The following is a 21,941-nucleotide window of genomic DNA, read 5'->3' as shown; positions in this document are numbered from 1 at the left end:
GGTAAACAATGTTAGTACAAGGTCATAAAAAAGGTGAAAGCAACCCACGTACCCCCGTGATTGCACAAGACAGCGTATCGAGCGTGCAAACTGTCAAGATTTTATATGGCTTGGCAGAAGGCGAAATCGCAGGCTTGGCAAACGGGGCGGAATCCATTCGCCTAGAGAAAACCCCTATTAGAACCAATGGCGTGGATAATTTTAAAAACGTCAGTTTTGACGTTAGAAATGGTACCAATGACCAAAGCCATATTGCAGGGTTTGATAGTGTTGTCAATGAAATCGGCGTATCCGTCGAATTACGCCATGACCGCCCTTTTACCCGTGCCTTTACTAACTTACAGTTATCAGCGGTGGCGGTGCGCCTAAAATGGGATAGACTGGCACAAACCAATGGCAGCAATGGCGATGTGTCAGGCTATCGCATTGATTACGCCATTGATGTGATGACCGATGGCGGCGCATGGATAGAAGTGCTATCTACCAAAATTGAAGATAAAGCATCGGCCGGGTATGTGCGCACGCATCGTATTGACTTGCCAAAAGCAAAAACAGGTTGGCAAATCCGTGTGCGTCGTATCACTCCGAACAGCACTAGCGACCTTATTAGCGATAAAATGTATGTCGATGCCGTGCAAGAGATTATTGATAGCAAGTTACGCTATCCAAATACCGCCTTGCTTGCCTTACAGTACGATGCCAAATCCTTTCAAAATGTCGCTAAAGTGGCGGTACGGCTAAAGGGTAAAATCATCCGTGTACCTAGCAACTATAACGCGCAAAGCCGCACTTATAGCGGCTTGTGGGATGGCACATTTATTGAAGCCTATAGCAATAACCCTGCTTGGGTGTTTTATGATTTGTGTTTGTCAAAACGCTATGGCATTGGGTCGCGCCTTGACGCCAGTATGGTGGATAAATGGTCACTGTATGAGATGGGTCGCTATTGTGATGAGCTGGTCGATGATGGCAAAGGCGGTAAAGAGCCACGTTTTACCGTCAATGTTTACTTGCAAAAAACTGAAGACGCTTACAATGTGTTATCACAGCTTGCGGGGGTATTTCGCGCATTAAGCTACTGGAATGGTCAGTCAATTGTCGTTAATGCCGATGTACCAAAAGACCCAGTCTTTACTTACAGCCGCGCCAACGTGGTCGATGGTGCGTTTAAGTACACTGGTAGCCGTGCCCGTGACCGTCATACCGTGGTAAAAGTCGCTTGGGATGACCCCAATAATGACTTTGAAACCGATTATGAGTGGGTGAAAGATGAAGAGGCTATTGCACGCCTTGGCATTCGTCAGCTTGATATGTCAGCGTTTGGCTGTACGTCACAAGCCCAAGCCTATCGTGTTGGACAATGGGCATTACTCTCTGAGCAGCTAGAAACGCAGCAAGTGTCGTTTAAAACAGGTCTTGACGGTTTTATCCCACAAGTGGGCGATATCATCAATATATCGGATGAAATCTTTGCAGGTCGAGCTAACGGCGGACGTGTGTCTGCAATTAATAACGCCAAAGATGCTGTGACGCTTGATCGTGATGTTGTCGCAAAAGTTGGCGATACGCTACTTATCAACGGGGCAGACGCCACCGAAACCCGTGCGATTGTGGCGGTGAATGGGCGCGTCATAACTGTAGATAAACCTTTTGATAGTATCGAGCCACAACACGTTTGGGCGATTAATAGCCCTGATTTGCAGTTGATGCAATTTCGGGTCATGTCGATTACCAAAGATGATGAAACCTTTACGATTACCGGCGTGCAATACGAACCTAAAAAATTTGCAGGCATTGAGTCAAGCGTTAAAGTCACACCACGTAAAATCACGGTGAATGATGCGTATCGTATCGATGCGCCTGGTTTTGTTAATCTGTCACAGTCGATTGCTACGCACCAAGGGCAAGCCGTCACTACCCTTACCATTAGTTGGGGACAAGTGGCGATGGCAAGTCATTATCAAGTTGAATGGCGCAAAGATGGCGGTAACTGGATAGTTATGCCCAAGCAAACAGGCGTATCCGCTGATATCGTGGGTGTGTATGCTGGGCAATATGAGGCGCGTGTCACGGCAATATCACCGTTTGACGTGGCAAGTCTTGCAACTAACTCCGCACTTACCACTATCACAGGCAAACAAGGTAAACCGCCTGCGCTTGCGAATATCAAAGCCGTGGGTAAGTTGTTTGGCATGGATGTGTCGTGGGTATTTGCCAATGGCTCAAGCGACGCTAACTACACTGAGATACAAGTCGCAAGCAATGCCAATGGTTCAGATGCAGTGTTACTGGGCATGTACTCTTACCCAACCAATAACACTACTATCAATGGCTTACAAGGCAACTTAACCCAATACTATCGTGGGCGCATTGTTGATAAACTTGGTAATGTAAGCGACTGGTCAAATTGGGTCAGTGGTATGACAGATGCCAGTGCCGATAAAGTATTAACACTATTAAGCGGTCAAATTACCCAAACGCAACTTGCACAAGATTTGGCAGCACCGATTGGCAAAATCCCCACGCTCGAAGCTGGTGTTGCCAAGATACCCGCGCTTGAAATTGGTGTGAGCAAAATTCCAAGTATCGAAACAAGCGTCAATGCGATTAGTCAAAATCTGTCTGTAACCAATGCAAACTTAGCATCAGAAACCGCTAAACTTAACGCGGCGGTGGCTGATATTGAGAAAAGCAAACAAGCGATTGCCAATGCGGTTGTTGATGTAGATACGCTCAAAAAAGACGGGGCGGATTTTAAGCAAGAGATTAGCGGCATTAAGTCTCAGCAAAATGCCTTGTCGAGCGAGATACAGACGATTAATAACAGTTATGCCAGTGCCGACCTTGCTTTAAGCCAACGTATCGACACGATTAAATCAGCAAGTGATAAAGCTGCGGCCGATATCACAACGATTAATCAGACTAAAATTGATGCTAATCAAGCGCAGGCGATTGCAACAACCACAACTAACGCCAAATTCGACGCCTTGGCAGTGGGTGGGCGGAATTTGCTTATACAAAGTCGATTGCAAGAAGGCTATTTCGATCCTAGTAATGGGGTGGCTGTAGGCACCTACCCTGATGCTCATGACCCTAATTATTATCCATGCAAGGCAGGTGATGTATTTGTCGGTACAGTATACGATCATAACGGTGTTACCAATATTGGCATAACCGGCATCATTTGTTTTTACGATCAGAATAAAGCCAATATAGCTAACTATCCAATTGTTGGTCACAACGTTGGCGATACTTTAAAAGCCACTGCTCCAGCAAATACAGTCTTTTATCGCGTAGCAACAACAGCCAAAGGAATCAAAGCAAAGATTGAAAAAGGCAACATCGCAACCGACTGGACACCTGCACCCGAGGATATCGATGCCAAGATTGCCACAACCGATGCTACTATCAATGAGTTTAAACAGACTCAGGCAACCACAGATAGTGCGACGGCTGAACGCATTAATAGTATCGATGCTGCCTATAAATCAGCGGACGGTCAGACCAATGCCAAGGTTGCTACCCTTGAAAAAACCGTATCTGATGCAGACAGCGCTTTGTCTCAACGTATCAGCAGCTTAGATGCCAGTTACAAGTCGGACAATGCTACCACGAATGCCCGTATCGCAGCAGAAGAAACCGCACGTGCCAATGCTGATAGTGCAACGGCTCAGCGTGTCGAAACGCTTGAGAGTAGCACCAGTCAAGCCGCCAGTCGTATTGCGTCACTTGAGAAAACCAGTAGCGATAATACACAGGCGATTGCCACAGCTGAAAAGCAGCTTACTGCCAAATTCGACGCCTTGGCAGTGGGTGGGCGGAATTTGCTTATACAAAGTCGATTGCAAGAAGGCTATTTCGATCCTAGTAATGGGGTGGCTGTAGGCACCTACCCTGATGCTCATGACCCTAATTATTATCCATGCAAGGCAGGTGATGTATTTGTCGGTACAGTATACGATCATAACGGTGTTACCAATATTGGCATAACCGGCATCATTTGTTTTTACGATCAGAATAAAGCCAATATAGCTAACTATCCAATTGTTGGTCACAACGTTGGCGATACTTTAAAAGCCACTGCTCCAGCAAATACAGTCTTTTATCGCGTAGCAACAACAGCCAAAGGAATCAAAGCAAAGATTGAAAAAGGCAACATCGCAACCGACTGGACGCCAGCACCTGAGGATATCGATGCCAAGATTGCCACAACCGATGCTACTATCAATGAGTTTAAACAGACTCAGGCAACCACAGATAGTGCGACGGCTGAACGCATTAATAGTATCGATGCTGCCTATAAATCAGCGGACGGTCAGACCAATGCCAAGGTTGCTACCCTTGAAAAAACCGTATCTGATGCAGACAGCGCTTTGTCTCAACGTATCAGCAGCTTAGATGCCAGTTACAAGTCGGACAATGCTACCACGAATGCCCGTATCGCAGCAGAAGAAACCGCACGTGCCAATGCTGATAGTGCAACGGCTCAGCGTGTCGAAACGCTTGAGAGTAGCACCAGTCAAGCCGCCAGTCGTATTGCGTCACTTGAGAAAACCAGTAGCGATAATACACAGGCGATTGCCACAGCTGAAAAGCAGCTTACTGCCAAATTCGACGCCTTGGCAGTGGGTGGGCGGAATTTGCTTATACAAAGTCGATTGCAAGAAGGCTATTTCGATCCTAGTAATGGGGTGGCTGTAGGCACCTACCCTGATGCTCATGACCCTAATTATTATCCATGCAAGGCAGGTGATGTATTTGTCGGTACAGTATACGATCATAACGGTGTTACCAATATTGGCATAACCGGCATCATTTGTTTTTACGATCAGAATAAAGCCAATATAGCTAACTATCCAATTGTTGGTCACAACGTTGGCGATACTTTAAAAGCCACTGCTCCAGCAAATACAGTCTTTTATCGCGTAGCAACAACAGCCAAAGGAATCAAAGCAAAGATTGAAAAAGGCAACATCGCAACCGACTGGACGCCAGCACCTGAGGATATCGATGCCAAGATTGCCACAACCGATGCTACTATCAATGAGTTCAAACAGACTCAAGCTACTAAAGATAGTGCGACGGCTGAACGCATTAATAGTATCGATGCTGCCTATAAATCAGCGGACGGTCAGACCAATGCCAAGGTTGCTACCCTTGAAAAAACCGTATCTGATGCAGACAGCGCTTTGTCTCAACGTATCAGCAGCTTAGATGCCAGTTACAAGTCGGACAATGCTACCACGAATGCCCGTATCGCAGCAGAAGAAACCGCACGTGCCAATGCTGATAGTGCAACGGCTCAGCGTGTCGAAACGCTTGAGAGTAGCACCAGTCAAGCCGCCAGTCGTATTGCGTCACTTGAGAAAACCAGTAGCGATAATACACAGGCGATTGCCACAGCTGAAAAGCAGCTTACTGCCAAATTCGACGCCTTGGCAGTGGGTGGGCGGAATTTGCTTATACAAAGTCGATTGCAAGAAGGCTATTTCGATCCTAGTAATGGGGTGGCTGTAGGCACCTACCCTGATGCTCATGACCCTAATTATTATCCATGCAAGGCAGGTGATGTATTTGTCGGTACAGTATACGATCATAACGGTGTTACCAATATTGGCATAACCGGCATCATTTGTTTTTACGATCAGAATAAAGCCAATATAGCTAACTATCCAATTGTTGGTCACAACGTTGGCGATACTTTAAAAGCCACTGCTCCAGCAAATACAGTCTTTTATCGCGTAGCAACAACAGCCAAAGGAATCAAAGCAAAGATTGAAAAAGGCAACATCGCAACCGACTGGACGCCAGCACCTGAGGATATCGATGCCAAGATTGCCACAACCGATGCTACTATCAATGAGTTCAAACAGACTCAAGCTACTAAAGATAGTGCGACGGCGACGCAACTTAGCACATTGCAAACATCAGTCGCTGGTAATACCGCATCGATACAGACACAGCAAAAATCGATTGATGGTCTGTACGTACAATGGAGCATAAAGGTTGATGTCAATGGGCATATCGCGGGCGTCGGTCTTGCTAACACAGGCGTACTATCCAGTTTTATTGTCAATGCTGATGATTTTTATGTCTCGTCACCTGGCGGAGGCAAAGGCGTTAGCCCATTTATGATACTCAATTCGCCGCAGGTGATTAATGGGGTCACCGTGCCAACTGGTACTTATATCAAGTCGGCTTTCATCCATGACGGCTCAATCGATAGTGCAAAAATCAAAGATGCAGCAATTACATCAGCGAAAATCGGCGATGCTCAAATTACGACAGCGAAAATTGGCACAGCGCAAGTTGATACATTGCAGATAAAAGGTCAAGCAGTCAGTGTTACTACAGCAATCAATCAAACATCATATTATGATTTTGGTAGTACGCCCACTACTGATAGTCTGTATTTAGATACGAACGGTGCATCAACAGCCGTTGAATTTAGTCTTATTAGTTGTAACCCCGATGGCGCTGGTAGCTTTACCGTTGAGTGTTTTGTTAATGATGTGCAGCAAGGTATTTGGACGATTAAAGGTACATTTGGTTATTATCCAAATATGTTTTTTCCTTTTCTTGTTAGCACAAATACTGGCACAACTAAAATCCGTATCAAAATCACTGGTAATGGTACACGCATCGGTGCTGCTGGATATTTTCTAAAGGCGACCGCACTCAAGAGGTAATATGTCTAGTTTAACGATTTATGTTTTGCACAGTAATGGCAGTATCAAAAATCAACGTGTCGGTGATATTGATAGCTTAATGTTGGCAGTAGAGATTGAGCGATTTCAATATACGTTACAGCCACCGCCAAACTATAGCGAACAGTGGTACTGGTACGATAACAAGTGGAACAAAGAGCCTCGCAAATAGCGAGGTTTATTTTTTAAGGGGGCGTAAATGCCAAAAAAACGAGTTAAAACATCAACACTTTGGGTATTTGCGCTCATGCTGATGATATCAACAATCGCGGTTGCGCAGGTCGGTGATGCAGTACCAAAACCGATTGTTAACCAGTGGGGCATTACCGCCCCTTTTTTATTGTCTTGGCTACCCGTTTGGATTTTTAGCGCATTAGGTGGCATTGGGTCAATCTTTGTTAAAGTCGATAACATCGACGCGCGGTTTCGCTATTTGTATGTTGCAAAACCTTTTCTAGGGTTGCTTGGCGGCATGTCATTATCAATCGCAATGACAGACGGACGTGACCCACCAGAGGTAATCTTAAGCACATACGCGGCGATATCGTCATTTTTATCAAGTGCGATTTTGCAGTTTGTCCTTGTATTGCTGTCTAGTCCAAAAAATAGCTTGGCAGTTGTCAATAAATACAGCCCGGTGCAATTTGAGCTACCCGATGATAAAGGAGGTAAATCGTGATCAATACTAGCGTTATTTTATGTGCGCTTGCTGGATTTTTTGGACTTTATGCACTTATCAAATGGTTTTGCATATTAAAGCCTGACGTCCACACAAACGTCTATAACGTGCTGCCAATTATTGTGACTACAATTGCATGGCTATCGGCAGCAGTGACGTTTTATCAAACTGAGACGTTTGATAGCCCAATTGATGCACAGAGATTTTTTATGGTAATAGGCGTCGCAAATCTCATTTATCGTCTTAAAGTATCACGCGATGAGTCACGCAAAAAAGACGCAATCATCAAAGCACAGCGCGACACAATCAATCAACTAACCGCCAAATAAGGCGGTTTTATTTTATAAGGATAAAGTATGAGCGATTTTAACAAAGCATTTGACCGCGTCATTGGACATGAAGGTGGTTATGTTAATCATCCAAGCGACCCAGGCGGTGAAACTAACTGGGGCGTCACTCGCAATACAGCCCGCGCTTACGGTTACAACGGCGATATGCGAGCAATGACACGTGAGCAAGCAAAACCCATTTACAAAACAGGTTTTTGGGATCGAATACAAGGGGATAAGTTGCATGATGCAGTGGCATTTCAACTTTTTGATGCCGCTGTTAATCACGGCATCGGTAATGCTGTGCGTATGATGCAACGTGCATTGGGCGTTGCAGATGACGGCATCGTTGGCAATGTAACACTGTCAGCTTTACAAGCGATTAATCCCAGTGATTTTGTGCTTAAATTTAACGCCCAGCGTCTTAATTTTTATACGTCTTTATCTACTTTTGGCACGTTTGGCAAAGGTTGGGTACGACGAATCGCAGGTAATTTGAATTACGGTGCAATCGATAACTAAACCTGTCAAATCCTGTCAAACAAAAAGGTCAATAACCTAAGCTATTGACCTTTAAGTATTTATATGGTGGAGATGGCGGGAGTTGAACCCGCAAGCGCATCAATTTTTTAATCAATAGTTTACGCCAAAATTACGCCAAATAAGTGCAAATAATTGTTTTAAAAGAATTTAAACCACCTTGACATGGTGGGGGTCGTCTGTTCGAGTCAGATTATGCCTACCATATTCCAAAAGCCCCAGTCGATTGATTGGGGCTTTTTTATTGCAGTGATATCAGGGGTTTAGATGGTTTTTCGAGATTTGAAATTTTGACCACTTTTGTGATTTTGGGCACAGAAAAATGAGCGAAATTTTTTTTGTGCCCATTTTGTGCCCAAATTGTGCCTTGCTTGTTTTCTAATCAGATGGATTTTGACCCCCACTCAAATTTAAAAGAGATGAAACTGAATTATTTTTTTTTGAGTTTCATTGCTTATTTTAAATAGCCTTCATGTCCTAAAAAAAATCCTTTTAAAGTATCCCTATCAAAACTATAAACATGAGCAAGTGGCGATTCACGACATCGACCAAACAATAATTCTTTATGGTCTGGTTTACCGTAGTCTATCTGAATTTGTACTGAACAGATAGGACAAACTGATTGGAAAGCTGTGATTCGAGTAATCCTGAATTTCGAATCTCCCTTATACATTTCCATATCGGCGTTGTCATCCACGCACCCGTGTGGGGTGCGACATACAGGGCGACCCACAGATTAAGGATAAATAAAATGTTTCAATCCACGCACCCGTGTGGGGTGCGACATATTCACGGCTTGGAGTTACCGCCAAGTCATGTTTCAATCCACGCACCCGTGTGGGGTGCGACCTAGCGTTAAAATTAACGTACTCCCAAGATAGGTTTCAATCCACGCACCCGTGTGGGGTGCGACGGCAATTTTCAATCACACATAAACTACCTTTTGAGTTTCAATCCACGCACCCGTGTGGGGTGCGACGAATGAATAAAGCTAGTTTGTATGAATTACTAGTTTCAATCCACGCACCCGTGTGGGGTGCGACCAGCTGAAGGCAATCAAGGCATTACCTTGACGGATGTTTCAATCCACGCACCCGTGTGGGGTGCGACGCCGTTGATACATGTAATGACTTTGGCATCTATGTTTCAATCCACGCACCCGTGTGGGGTGCGACAGTGGTCAAACAAAAATGCTTTGCCGCGCACTGTTTCAATCCACGCACCCGTGTGGGGTGCGACTTAAATGGGCTAGTACGTGGCGCAAATATCAGCGTTTCAATCCACGCACCCGTGTGGGGTGCGACCGCCAAATAAGTCCTGCTACACCTAACACCATGTTTCAATCCACGCACCCGTGTGGGGTGCGACTGAGCGTCTAACTTATCTTGAACACCTTTAGATGTTTCAATCCACGCACCCGTGTGGGGTGCGACTTCTGTGATGAAAGCAAGTTTTATAAAGACAAGGTTTCAATCCACGCACCCGTGTGGGGTGCGACTTTTGAATTGACGTATTGCCAAACTTCACAGCATTGTTTCAATCCACGCACCCGTGTGGGGTGCGACTCAAACGCTCATAGGTTAATGCAATGGCTAATGTTTCAATCCACGCACCCGTGTGGGGTGCGACACAAAGGAACAGACACAGCACCAACAGACAAAGTTTCAATCCACGCACCCGTGTGGGGTGCGACAATGCCCAAAAACTATTTATTTAAAGGATAGTGAGTTTCAATCCACGCACCCGTGTGGGGTGCGACATCTGATTAGCACAGACAGGACAAGCCCAAAGAGTTTCAATCCACGCACCCGTGTGGGGTGCGACCTTTGGCTTTGATGATATGGCTTTGGCTGTTGAGGTTTCAATCCACGCACCCGTGTGAGGTGCGACGGAGTAAGTCATGGATAATCAAGTTCAAGTTGTTGTTTCAATCCACGCACCCGTGTGGGGTGCGACGATAGTGATGTGTGGGAAAAAGTAACCGTCTAAATGTTTCAATCCACGCACCCGTGTGGGGTGCGACAATGCCTTGACTCATACCACCAGTGCCATTCATGTTTCAATCCACGCACCCGTGTGGGGTGCGACATCCCATTCCTTGACTATATCCGTAAAAACAATGTTTCAATCCACGCACCCGTGTGGGGTGCGACGTAAGTCCACATTAACCAGTTTTTCAAGCAGATTGTTTCAATCCACGCACCCGTGTGGGGTGCGACCCTGCGTGTTCGCCTAGCGCGTGGGTTACGCGTGTTTCAATCCACGCACCCGTGTGGGGTGCGACTGCCACTTGCGACATGACCGCAAAACCTGTTTGTTTCAATCCACGCACCCGTGTGGGGTGCGACAACGGCTTTTTTTTAGCGTCCTCTGTGGTGTCGGAGTTTCAATCCACGCACCCGTGTGGGGTGCGACGCTGCTGTACCTGCTGATACATTAAATGCAAACGTTTCAATCCACGCACCCGTGTGGGGTGCGACAAATCAAATTCCAACAATGTATCTAAAGCCGTGTTTCAATCCACGCACCCGTGTGGGGTGCGACTATGACCCAAATTCTTTAGCTTGTACGTCATGGGTTTCAATCCACGCACCCGTGTGGGGTGCGACGAAATGCTAGAAAACATATTCTTTATTTCTAAGGTTTCAATCCACGCACCCGTGTGGGGTGCGACGTGAAATGGTGGTCTGCGCCCTTCGCCTACTTTGTTTCAATCCACGCACCCGTGTGGGGTGCGACCAGCATTTGACCCCCTGACTTGTCTTGTCGTGGAGTTTCAATCCACGCACCCGTGTGGGGTGCGACGCGGTCATGTAATTCATCTAGTGCTACGGCTGTAGTTTCAATCCACGCACCCGTGTGGGGTGCGACTAAGTATAAATTCATTTACTACTGAGTATTGTGGTTTCAATCCACGCACCCGTGTGGGGTGCGACCTATGTAGCGAGTACGCATATCATTAGTATTAGTTTCAATCCACGCACCCGTGTGGGGTGCGACTGGTGATAACCGTGCCTTGCTCTTGCAGCGATTGTTTCAATCCACGCACCCGTGTGGGGTGCGACACGGTAGTTAGATAGGTTTTGGCTTCTTTCAAGTTTCAATCCACGCACCCGTGTGGGGTGCGACAGCCTATCTTGTAACTGACTCATATTACAATTAAAAAACCGCTGTTTTTGCGAATCATTAAAAGACAAGCGAAATTTGGCTAGGATTAACCTAACCGAATTTTTACCGTGAGGGAAATTTTCATTTAAAATCATGTTGTTATTTAATTTTGCGAATGTTCCAGCAAAAACATGAGAGCTTACGGTTCGCACGCACTTTTGCCCTATGTTCTTGCTTTTCACCTAAGATAACCTTATAACAGTCTATCTTTATACCACCAAAATTTTGCTAAAACAACAACACATCGTTCAAATCTAACGCAGGTTTAGCGCCGATATGCTCAACTTTATGTTGCCAGTTTTTGCCAAGATAATAATAACGTAAACTGTCCGTTTCAGCGTTGATAATACCTTCTAATTTGGTTTTTAACATCGTCCATTGGGCGGGGTCAACTTCGATTTCAAACACCGAATATTGTACCCGTTGCCCATAATTTCGGCATTGGCGAGCAACCTGGCGCAGCCTTTTAGCACTTGTTTCATCTTGGGTACTGACATCGTAAGTGACCAAAATCATCATGGTTTAATTTCCTTTATTTTTTTGTTTCTACTTCCATAAAAATGGTACATAGCTATCAATATCGCCTCGAATGTGCCGAGCCATAATGGTCGCCTGTAAGTGCGGCAAAAGTCCAAATGGTACGGCTTCTTCAAACCAATCATGATACAGCGTTTGTTGCTTGCGGTCGTGCCAAGCCTTCAAGAATAATTGCCGAGCGTCATCTTTTAATGCCACAGCCCCATTCTCAAGGGTCGTGAAATCCTTTTTACCAAATTGCTTTTTATTGATTAAAGATAAGACAAAACGGTCAAGCATGGGGCGAAATTCTTCCACCAAATCTAATGCAAGGCTGGGTCGCCCTGCTCGCAGTTGATGAAAAAAGCCACTATTGGGGTCAAGCCCTACCGTTTCTAGACTACTGCGACATTCGTGGGTCATCAGTGTGTAAGCAAAGGAGAGTAGGGCATTGATAGCATCGGTTGGCGGATTGCGAGTACGTTTGTGGAAGTCAAAATCAGCATTTCGGATAAAATGGGGGAAAACAGCAAAATATTCGCCTGCCATTTCGCCTTCTCGCCCTAAAAGTTCAGCATTGTTTTGGGTTTGAGCTATTCGATTTAACCCAAGTTCTAAGTATTTTTGGGCTCTATCTAGACGAGTTTGGCTATTTTCATCTAAATTGTCCTTATAATCTCGTAAATATCGGCGAATCACTTGGCGATGATTAAACACTTTTGCCAAAATCATGGTTTGACTGATTACCAAACTTCTCTCGCTATCATCACTAATACGATATTGCTCACGTCGGAGCAATACATTGCCACTCACCGACCCTTCAACACGGGCTTGAAATTTGCCAAATTGATTTAAGAACGTGATAGTAATACCGTTTGCAGTGCAATGAGCCATCAATGCAGGCGATAACGCCACTTGCCCGAAGCAAACGATGCCCTCAATTTTGTGAATTGGTAATCGTCCTTTGACTTCTCGCTCGACTTTCATGACGATGTTTTCGCCATCTTTGTTGAGCCATGCGTTTTGGGTTTGGACGTATAGGGTGTTTTTAAGGGGTCGCATTGGCTACACTCTTGTTTTTAGTCTTTTTCGTTTGGGTCTTGATTTAGGCTTTGGCTAAGTTGTTTGGAAAACCATGCTTTGGCTTTTTTATTAAAAACTTTGGGATGGCAAAGCTCATTAAGTGAGCAGTTTCGGCATTTGGCAGTGCTATATTCAGGTTTTGGGGTAATACCCGTTTGGATAATGTGTTGACATTCTTTAATCGCATTCAGGGTTAAATCTCGCAGGGTTTGGTCAAAAACCACGACTTGACGACGACGAGTTTTGCCATAGAATAGTGCCCCCTCTGGTACGGTGCATTGGTGCATATCTTCAAGGCATAAGGCTTGGGCCATAAGTTGCACTTCATCAGCTCGGTGTGATTTTGGTTTGCCACGTTTGTACTCGATGGGGTAGGGTATGACTGTGTCGTCTGCTTGGCGATGGTATTCGACCACATCTGCTACGCCTTCAAGCTCAAGGGTGCTATGCCCAAGTGGCAAGGTGCGAACAGTGCGGATATCGCCACGGGTTTCATTTTCGCCACTATTGACCCGTTCATGCATGATTTGCCCTTCAGCAGTGAGTTGGTTTTCTGCCCATTGGTCTTCTAGCTCAATAAGAGCAAATTGGCGTGGGCAGAATAAATAATGCTGTAGGCGGGATAGGTATAGGGTGGACATTTTAAGCTCGTGAAGCCATTTAAACATGGTCTAAATGGCTGAAAAGTATCATTAATTTATGAGTTAAAAACCTTCAATAATCTGTGGTTCTAACCCTGATAATGCGGTTTTTAATGCCGATTCATTAAAATTACCTTTTTCATCAAGCAGTTCACGCAGACTGTTATGCACTTTGGCTGAAGAGTATTGACCAGATTTGCTGTTATGCTCCCACCAAATCACTTTTTTTACTTGCATACTGCCTTCAGGACGAGCTGATGACGCATCGCCTTCAAACAGTTTAACTAAAGTCTCTTTGATTTTGTTGGCATCATCGTCGCTAAAGCCTGTGCGTTCGGCTAATTGTGGGGTAATGGCTCCAAACGTCACATATATGCCTTCATCAACACGGTGTTTCATACCCATGGTATCACTACCTTTTTTGCTACCATCGCCTTCACCGCTAACAGATTTGGTAATTTGGGTGCTGGTGATATCGACAGGTTCAAGGCTAAAAGCCGATTGAATAGTCACAGGTCCTCGAATTGGAATGGATACGCCATCCGCACTCTTATCATCGGCTTTAAAGGCAAATACTTGACCAAAGGCACGCACATCAAACCATTTGTCACAAGCAAGTTTGGCAGTTGCATCACGCTTGCTTTCAAGATTTTCGCCTTTTTTGGTTTCAAAGGCTTTTTTGCCAAGACCCACATTTTCATCATAGGCACGGTTTTTTAGGCTCGTCATGCCGTCATTTTTCTTTTCATCGGATTGCACAAAAATGCTTTCGCCATCTTCTTGCAGGCGGTCACGGATTTTACGTTTTAGACAAACATCGGTGATTTCACCGTTGCCTTCAAAGTCGGTACGTGGGCGGTTGCCGTTGAGTGGGTCGCCGTTTGGATTGGCATTTTTAACACCAATGATTAGGGCAAAGTCGATTTTTTTGGTTAGGCTCATGGTGTGTTCCTTTTTACAATTTGGTTTGATTTAATTAAAATTAAGCGTCCGCTTGTGTTTCAATATTAGTTTTTTCATCGGTTTTTTTGGCAGTTTTGGTAAGATAAAACGCCATTTTTTGACAGTGATAACCTAGCAAAAACTCACCAGATAATTGACCGTCGTTGTTAAAATCGTTGATGTCAAACTTGCTCATGACATCATTTAATAAATTTTGTTTATTAAATAAATAATCTGGGCGATTATTTTTCAGACGTTTCATGTAGGGGTCTAATGACAGTTCAATATTTCGCCAAGTGCTGAAAGGACGGTTGGCAAATTGTTGCATATAGCGTTGGGCAGTCGTGACACGATTTTCACCTGCTACATACAATGCCAAGCTTTCTATATCCTCAGCAATTGCTAATAGCCGACCATATAAATAATCTCGACTGGTATAATTTTCTTGTAATGCCACGGTATAACTCCTTTTTTTATCATTTTTTAAACGATTATAATAACCACGATATAGACTGCAAGCTACGCTTAGGTTCTGCTCCCATTCCCAATTTTCTAAGCCTAATGGGTTACAAGCACGTTTTACACATAATTCCATTAAGGTTTTTGGAATTTGACGATAATATCCTTCAACAATCACAGGTAATACTTGTGAGACGACTTGTTTTCTAACCGCATCGGATACTCTCGAACCATAGGCAGATACAGCGATTTGATAAGGCGTTGGGGCTTGAATGGTCATGTGTTTTTGATTGGTCTCTTTATCAAAATAGAACGCATACCAAGCAAAATTATCATACCAATCCGCTATAGCCGTAAGATAATCATCAGGCATGGCTTCATAATAATAAGTCACTGCCATTCGCCCAGGGGTGGCTGAATCAAGACTAATCACTGAGATTTGGTCATTATCTGTGAGCTTTTGGCGATAGCCTTCCATGGTTTTTTTTAGATTATGGGCGAACTGACTGCCAATATCTTTATGATGGTGCAATTTGCTAGATTGTTCTTCAATCTCGTCACTATCATCAATGTCGGCAAATTCTTCTGAATCGAAATCGCTCCATGCATCTTCAATCATTGCTTGTGGCACAATGGGTTTATAGGGCTGTGGAATTTTACTGCCATCAATCGCCCAAGCCACCATCGCCTGTCCTGATTCTTCATGCCCTTGACTGGTGAGTAACCACGCTAGGGCAGCGTGGGCTTTTTCGGTGACTTCAGCACTGATATTAACCGCTTGATAACCTTGTTTGGCAATCGATTTATCATCATCGGTAAACCGTCCCAAAAAGGTAAATCCGCTCATGTCATTGGCAGATATTAATTTAGCATTACTGGCACTTTTTAGCACTCGGTTGGGATGTTTACTGGCAAGGGCTTTATGTTCACCTGTGACATGACAAAAACCTTCCTTGCTATCAAAACTGGCATAATAATTTTGCCAAGCGGTAAACAAGCTGTCATCTTTCCAAGTGGTAATATCGCCTTGAGCGATATCCGCATTAATTACTTCCCATGCCACGAACGCAGAACCTTGGTCAAATTCGCCACCATTTTTAACCAATAAAGCTAAAATACTGTCAGGATAATCACTGGCATTTTTGACGTAAAGAATATTGCCTGTCTCATCAGCAAGGATAATGCCTGCATTGATTAAATCTTGGGTCAATGTGCCTTTTTGTGTGTATCTTAACACTGCTTGGGCTTTTGGGTGGCTAAACGGGGATTGACACCAGTCGGTCAGTGTTTTCTCAAACAAATCAAACACGTCTTTTTTGTTTTTTGACTTGATGAAAAAGTCTTTGGCGACATATTGCAGTTTATCCGCTAAGGGATGAGCCACAGGACTTGATGTGCGAGTGGCTGAATCATTGGTCGCTGGAATGGTGGTGACTTGCGATTTTAACTTGCCATTGCCATCACGAGCCAAGCGAGCCGAAACAAAATCGCCTTTATCATTGATCGTTACGATGATTTGCACGTTTTGTTTGACGTGATAATACGGCATTAACGCATAATGTAACTGTGCGTCAGCGTTATCTTTGACCTGCTCATAGGTATGATAAAGTCTTGATAACCAACTCATTTTTCACCCCCATGATTTAATTTGTCAGACAATTCTTTTGCCAACTCGTCTGCCAATTCATCAACTGCTTGCAAATTGTCACCAATACCAAAAGCTTTGGCTGTCATCTCTCGGACAAAACGGTTAGGCATACCATTTTTGGCATCATTGGCTAAGTTATCAGTTGGCTTTGGAAAGGTGATAATGCCATTTTGCATATTGGCGTACCAAAAACGGCTATACAGTTCGTTGATGCCTGTTTCGTCAGGATAAGCAAAGGAATGAAACATCAGACCATAACTTAAAGGTTCTTCATTATTTGTATCATAAAAGCTTTCGCCACTGCCAAATTCACAAGGTTCAACATAGCCTTGGCATTCTCTTGCACCCAAGAAAATGTCTTGCCGTCCCCCTTTTTCGAGCATACGCTTGGCAATACTGTAATGCTTGCCATCAATGCGGTCGGCTTCGAGTTCGGGGCGGTGCAAATTCCATTCAAAATGGGCTTCGACTTGGTATTCCACATCATTGAGATAAGTGTAATAGGCTAGGTCATTGCCCGAAGCGTGGAATTTAATGGGTTTCACGCCTTTGGTTTGGGTGCGGATGGGTTTCATCACTCTTACACGGTCAATGTACCAAATGATGGTTGGCTTCCAATATATGCTTTTGCACACCCCTTTTAGGGCCTCAAAAGTCGGCAAGTGATAACTGGTCTTTTCACCGCCCAATCGGGTGATTGGGTCGGTAAATAAGGCTTGCCGAGCCTTTAGGGAAAAGGTGATTTTATTATTTTTGAGTGACATTAATACTCCCTTCATATGCTAAATGTTTTTTATATTCACTTATAGTAAGTAAGAATCTAGAAAATTTGTTTAGTAATTAATAGTAATATATAATACGGATTACTGCAAATACTTTATCGAATTTTATCTATTTTTTTGAATACTGGTTTGGGATTAATGGTAGAAATAATCTGTTATCACACATGTAAAAATAAAAATGGTAAAGATTATATTTTACAGCGTGCCCCATTTCATAGTGACAGAAGTAAACCGCAGTGGCTAGGTCAAGGGTATTATCTTTGGACAGATTCTGATTTTTATGCCCATCGTTGGATTGAATCAGATTACGTAATTATTAAAGCAAAGGTAGAAGTTGGCGAAGAGGAATTTTTGGATTTAGTTGGTAATGTTAACGCTCAATTATTTTTCGAAAAATTAATTTCGGCATACAAAGAGTACCTTAGGAAAAAAATATCTGAATGTAAAAGGCAGGACAAAGATAGATTAGAACGAGAATATAGGAATCTTTCTGTATCTGATGTCATTAGACACTATCGAAGTGAGAGAAAATTTCCTTTTAAAGTTGTAAAGGCTCAAGATATTCATTCTGAAGAAACAAAACAAACTCGGTTTGTAAGAGATAGAAATGAATTCTTTCTTTATCCTACAAGGCAACAATTAGTAGTCTATACCGAAGCAAGTAATTTAATAAAATATAAGGAATGGTATTTCCCGAAAGATTAATGCCAATTTCAATAGAAAATTTACAGGAATGAAATTATGGATATCAATACATATTATGACAGTATTCTAAGTGATGCTGTTAGCTGGTTAGAAAATGTAAATGATGATAAGTTTCTTGATGATTTCTTAGCTATCCATGAGACTAGCACTGGACCAACTGTGGATGAATTTATTGAATCAATCGGTGATTTTGATACTTATAAACTATTTGGTGTAAATAGCCAATCAACCATCTTAACAACTAAATCTGATTCCTACATTGAGAATCATATTAAGGCTTCTTATTTAAAGAAAATTGCTTTACTCGGAAGCAACAATTCTAACTTTGCGAATATCATTCATGGAAAAGAAACTAACCCAAGTCAACTTAAAACTTTACAAATAAACTCTATGAAATTAAGTAGTGACAAGTTTCATTTGAACGGTCATAAAAACTTTCATTTAGAAAACATTTTTGATGAAGTTGAAGATGATCGCCTTGTAGCTTAATTAGAGTAGACTTAACGATGAATATTAAATTGATTTCGACAAAAGCAGTAGTTATTGAGCTTTCTCCATTTCAAGAGGACGTTGAAAAAGAAAACAGCTTTTCATTCGATTTCAATCCAGTATTAGATGAAGATGATAAAAATCGTTTTGGGATAGTTTTTTTAGGAGAGCAAATTAGTTCGGACGATAATTATCGTTGTAAGGTGATTTATATTGCTCAATTTGAAACTAGTACGCCACTTGATTTTAATTATTTAACTGACCCATTCCTATTAATTAATGCTCCTGCAATAGGATATCCCTATTTTAGGGCTTTTTATTCTACAATATTATTGAATGCTGGATATAATCCCATCGTCTTGCCGACCATTAACTTTGTTAAACTACATGAAAGCAAAAAAAATGATATTTCTAATAAAAATAATGAATAGGACTTATGCTAGATGTATAATGCCAACCTTCAACTATATTATGCTAGTTGTGGATTGAAACACTTATAGTCAGGTAAGTATCTTGATTAAAGGGGAGTAGTTAATAGCTACTCCCCTTCATTCTTCTAAAACTCACCAAAACTCAAAAACTCCATCCGACTATCCCCATTTGGATTTAACCCCATTACCTCATCATAAAATTTCTCTTCAAGCATGATAATCCCTGTATCTGCAACTGGCGTTAATGCTTTCGCCTCAGCCAATTTATCAAACATAAACGGAAATACATTCACACTAAACGCTTGAGCCTTTTTAACCAATTTATAAAAATCAGCATCTTTGACTTGTACACCACACAAATCGGTGATTAAATCTTTGCCTTCGTCACCATACGGCACGATAATCGCTTTGGTCGGTGCATCAATGGCTTTAAAGGCTTTACTCGCTGTCATAAAAGACTGCCAAAGCTGAGGAAATTGTCCGTTTTTCAATCTTTCTTCATTCTGATTGGCTCGTTTATCACCAAGCGATAATAACGTTAATAAATTGTGTTGTTTATCAATCGGATAGACCATTTCATCATACTGATTTTGATAAAAATTGGTAAAGTAGGTACTTACCATCTCAGGGTGCAACAGGCTTTTATCTTGGTTTTCGGGAAGCGATAACTTGTAAAATAGATGCTGCATGGTGGTTTTGCCGTGTTGTATTGTCGGTAGCTTTTGCAAATTCTCGCTCATGGGTGTAATGACAAAAACCTGCCCTTTTACGCTTTGATTGTTGTCATCTATCATTTCGCCATGCCGATTGCACCGACCAGATGCTTGTAAAATACTATCAAGCCCTGCTAAAAACCGAATCACCGAATTGAACGAAATATCGACCCCAGCTTCAATAAGTTGGGTTGAGATTACCAAGGTTGGTAAATTATTCTTCAGCCTATCTTTGATTTGTTTGATTAAATCTTTGCGATGTTTGGCACATTGTCCTGTGCTTAGGTGAAAAATCGCTTCGCTATCCACTTTATCTTTGAGTGATTGATAAATTTGCATAGCCCATGCTTTGGTATTGACAATCACCAAGGTACTGGCAAAGGTGTCAAATTTGTCAAGGACAAATTCAGTGATGGCTTCATCATCAAGGGCAACTTGGGTGTGGTCGTGAATTTCCACGCGTTTAAGGGTGTCAAAAAGATGCTTTAATGATTCATCGTCACCAATGATTTCAGTAGGTGTGTGCAAAATGCCGCGGTTTTTGACCGCTTTTTCTGTGGATAATTTATCTAAAACTGGCTGTGTGGCAGTGCAAAGTACGGTTGTGGTGTTGCCAAAAACGGAAAAAAAATTAATCGCATTGATAAATAAGTGATAACAATTAATTGGTAAAGTCTGGATTTCATCAAATACCAACACAGCATTAGTCATTTGATGAAGCCGCCTTACGCCTTTTGTACCACCGCCAAAACAACTTTCTAAAAACTGTACCATGGTGGTAAACACAATTGGAGCATTCCAATTATCGCTGATTAATTTACTCTGCCATGTTTGAATCTCAGGCTCAAGATTGGAATGTTGTTCTAGCACCCAACTACCTTCAAATCCTTCATCTTCAAGGATTTTGCGTACTTCACTGGCATTTTGTTCGATAATACTTGTAAAAGGAATAATAAAAATAATACGGTCTAGATTGTGCTGCCTGGCATGATGAACAGCAAATCGAAGGCTAGCAAGCGTTTTTCCACCACCCGTTGGCACGGTTAGGCTAAAAGTGCCTTGGGATTTTTGCGCATTCTCAAGACAGGTTTGGGCAATTAAATTACGTTGAATATTGATAGGATGTAAGTCAGTATTATGGGCAAAGCTCTGATAACGCAGTTCAATCTTATCAATAGCCGCTTGCCAGTCGGGTTTGACGAAGACAAGTTCATGGCTTCGGTTCGGATATTCAAAAGCGATGCTGTTACTACGGTCAGCTTCAATCAAGCAACTAAACAACACTCGCACTAAAAAACCGGTATAAAAGTCATATTCGGTTTGTGAAATTTTTTCCTGCTTAAATTTTTCATTTAAAGGTTTAAAAAAGCTACTAAATTCCCTAACTAAAGTTTGTTCCCAATGATCACCTAAGTTATTAAACAACTTTTGCTCGGTTGCTTTAGCCTTGGCTTCTTTAAAATGGCTCTTTTCTTCGGATTTTCTGATTCTTGTATCGAAAACAGCGTTATTAGACGTGTCACAGATATCAATCAAACCACTGTGATGTGATACCACGCAAAGGCTAAGTATGTTGGAAAGTAATTTGCCATTTTCTTGGTTTTTTTCTGGATTTGACGTTTTATAATTACATTTTTTTAAGGCTTCTATTAGCCACTGTCCCCCAGCGGTAGAGTGGTCAATTTTCCCCTTTAACCCTTTGGCATCGACATATTCATCATCAGCATCAGGATTATAAATACCTGTAGCAGATTTAATATACGTTTGAAACGCCTCACTATATTTTCCCAAATCATGTACCAATCCAATTAGCTCGCCACATAGGGGTAAGCCAATTTTATCTGCCAACTGTTTAGCGATTTTTGCTGTGCCTGTTAAATGATCAAAAAGTGCCTGTTTTGCACCATCAGATGTACGAACATGTGCAATAAAAATGTTTTCAGAACTTGGCATATCTACCAACATTTAAAAATATTTGTTGAGTATAAACTTACCGCTTTAATTGTTATTGTGCAAGTAAATAGATTAAATAAGCGACGTCTATTGTCGTATTTTTTTGTCTATTAAAAAATAGCATTATTATAGTTATTCATATTATAAGATTATAAA

Annotated in this window: 15 protein-coding genes and 1 CRISPR repeat array; of the genes, 8 read left to right on the top strand and 7 right to left on the bottom strand. The window is 42.5% G+C overall.

Annotated features, from left to right (window positions below):
* The first annotated feature begins 8 nt into the window (after positions 1-8).
* The 5 genes from ACAM39_RS09085 to ACAM39_RS09065 all read left to right on the top strand — a co-directional run bounded on the left by ACAM39_RS09085 (position 9) and on the right by ACAM39_RS09065 (position 8,237).
* Positions 9-6,689 carry a TipJ family phage tail tip protein gene (locus ACAM39_RS09085; RefSeq protein WP_369627428.1) on the top strand — a complete coding sequence of 2,227 codons (6,681 nt, stop codon included), beginning with the start codon at positions 9-11 and terminating at the stop codon, positions 6,687-6,689.
* Between the two features lies 1 nt (position 6,690).
* The gene (locus ACAM39_RS09080; protein ID WP_369627427.1) at positions 6,691-6,879 is read left to right on the top strand and encodes a hypothetical protein; all 189 of its coding nucleotides are present in this window, start codon (positions 6,691-6,693) and stop codon (positions 6,877-6,879) included.
* A 27-nt stretch (positions 6,880-6,906) separates the two neighbouring features.
* The gene (locus tag ACAM39_RS09075) at positions 6,907-7,386 is read left to right on the top strand and encodes a hypothetical protein (protein ID WP_369627426.1); all 480 of its coding nucleotides are present in this window, start codon (positions 6,907-6,909) and stop codon (positions 7,384-7,386) included.
* A gap of 122 nt (positions 7,387-7,508) precedes the next feature.
* Complete coding sequence (locus tag ACAM39_RS09070) at positions 7,509-7,715, top strand: hypothetical protein (RefSeq protein WP_369627425.1); 207 nt, start codon at positions 7,509-7,511, stop codon at positions 7,713-7,715.
* 27 nt (positions 7,716-7,742) lie between these two features.
* The gene (locus ACAM39_RS09065; protein WP_369627424.1) at positions 7,743-8,237 is read left to right on the top strand and encodes a glycoside hydrolase family 108 protein; all 495 of its coding nucleotides are present in this window, start codon (positions 7,743-7,745) and stop codon (positions 8,235-8,237) included.
* A 703-nt stretch (positions 8,238-8,940) separates the two neighbouring features.
* A CRISPR array of direct repeats spans positions 8,941-11,384; the repeat unit is 32 nt; unit sequence GTTTCAATCCACGCACCCGTGTGGGGTGCGAC.
* Positions 11,385-11,651: 267 nt separating this feature from the next.
* Here the strand turns inward: ACAM39_RS09065 and cas2 are convergent.
* From cas2 to cas5c, 6 genes are all read right to left on the bottom strand, one after another.
* The gene (cas2, locus tag ACAM39_RS09060; RefSeq protein WP_369627423.1) at positions 11,652-11,942 is read right to left on the bottom strand and encodes a CRISPR-associated endonuclease Cas2; all 291 of its coding nucleotides are present in this window, start codon (positions 11,940-11,942) and stop codon (positions 11,652-11,654) included.
* A gap of 27 nt (positions 11,943-11,969) precedes the next feature.
* The gene (cas1c, locus tag ACAM39_RS09055) at positions 11,970-13,001 is read right to left on the bottom strand and encodes a type I-C CRISPR-associated endonuclease Cas1c (protein WP_369627422.1); all 1,032 of its coding nucleotides are present in this window, start codon (positions 12,999-13,001) and stop codon (positions 11,970-11,972) included.
* Between the two features lie 17 nt (positions 13,002-13,018).
* On the bottom strand, positions 13,019-13,663 hold the full coding sequence (gene cas4, locus ACAM39_RS09050) for a CRISPR-associated protein Cas4 (RefSeq protein WP_369627421.1): 645 nt from the start codon (positions 13,661-13,663) through the stop codon (positions 13,019-13,021).
* Positions 13,664-13,726: 63 nt separating this feature from the next.
* Positions 13,727-14,605 carry a type I-C CRISPR-associated protein Cas7/Csd2 gene (gene cas7c / locus ACAM39_RS09045; protein WP_219332254.1) on the bottom strand — a complete coding sequence of 293 codons (879 nt, stop codon included), beginning with the start codon at positions 14,603-14,605 and terminating at the stop codon, positions 13,727-13,729.
* Positions 14,606-14,645: 40 nt separating this feature from the next.
* Positions 14,646-16,691: a type I-C CRISPR-associated protein Cas8c/Csd1 gene (gene cas8c / locus ACAM39_RS09040; RefSeq protein ID WP_369627420.1), complete on the bottom strand. Its 2,046-nt coding sequence runs from the start codon at positions 16,689-16,691 to the stop codon at positions 14,646-14,648.
* On the bottom strand, positions 16,688-17,476 hold the full coding sequence (gene cas5c / locus ACAM39_RS09035) for a type I-C CRISPR-associated protein Cas5c (RefSeq protein WP_369627419.1): 789 nt from the start codon (positions 17,474-17,476) through the stop codon (positions 16,688-16,690). Before cas5c ends, cas8c begins: the two co-directional genes overlap by 4 nt.
* Positions 17,477-17,632: 156 nt before the next feature.
* Here cas5c and ACAM39_RS09030 point away from each other — a divergent pair, with 156 nt between their 5' ends.
* The 3 genes from ACAM39_RS09030 to ACAM39_RS09020 are packed head-to-tail and all read left to right on the top strand — an operon-like array spanning position 17,633 to position 19,119.
* On the top strand, positions 17,633-18,199 hold the full coding sequence (locus ACAM39_RS09030) for a hypothetical protein (protein WP_369627418.1): 567 nt from the start codon (positions 17,633-17,635) through the stop codon (positions 18,197-18,199).
* A gap of 36 nt (positions 18,200-18,235) precedes the next feature.
* Complete coding sequence (locus tag ACAM39_RS09025) at positions 18,236-18,688, top strand: hypothetical protein (protein WP_369627417.1); 453 nt, start codon at positions 18,236-18,238, stop codon at positions 18,686-18,688.
* A gap of 17 nt (positions 18,689-18,705) precedes the next feature.
* Complete coding sequence (locus ACAM39_RS09020; protein ID WP_369627416.1) at positions 18,706-19,119, top strand: protein-export chaperone SecB; 414 nt, start codon at positions 18,706-18,708, stop codon at positions 19,117-19,119.
* Between the two features lie 125 nt (positions 19,120-19,244).
* Here ACAM39_RS09020 and cas3 read toward each other — a convergent pair whose 3' ends face one another.
* Complete coding sequence (gene cas3 / locus ACAM39_RS09015; RefSeq protein WP_369627415.1) at positions 19,245-21,785, bottom strand: CRISPR-associated helicase Cas3'; 2,541 nt, start codon at positions 21,783-21,785, stop codon at positions 19,245-19,247.
* Positions 21,786-21,941 lie beyond the last annotated feature (156 nt).

Source organism: Moraxella sp. K02, from assembly GCF_041154755.1.
Taxonomy (GTDB): domain Bacteria; phylum Pseudomonadota; class Gammaproteobacteria; order Pseudomonadales; family Moraxellaceae; genus Faucicola.
This window is presented reverse-complemented; position numbering and strand designations above follow the sequence as displayed.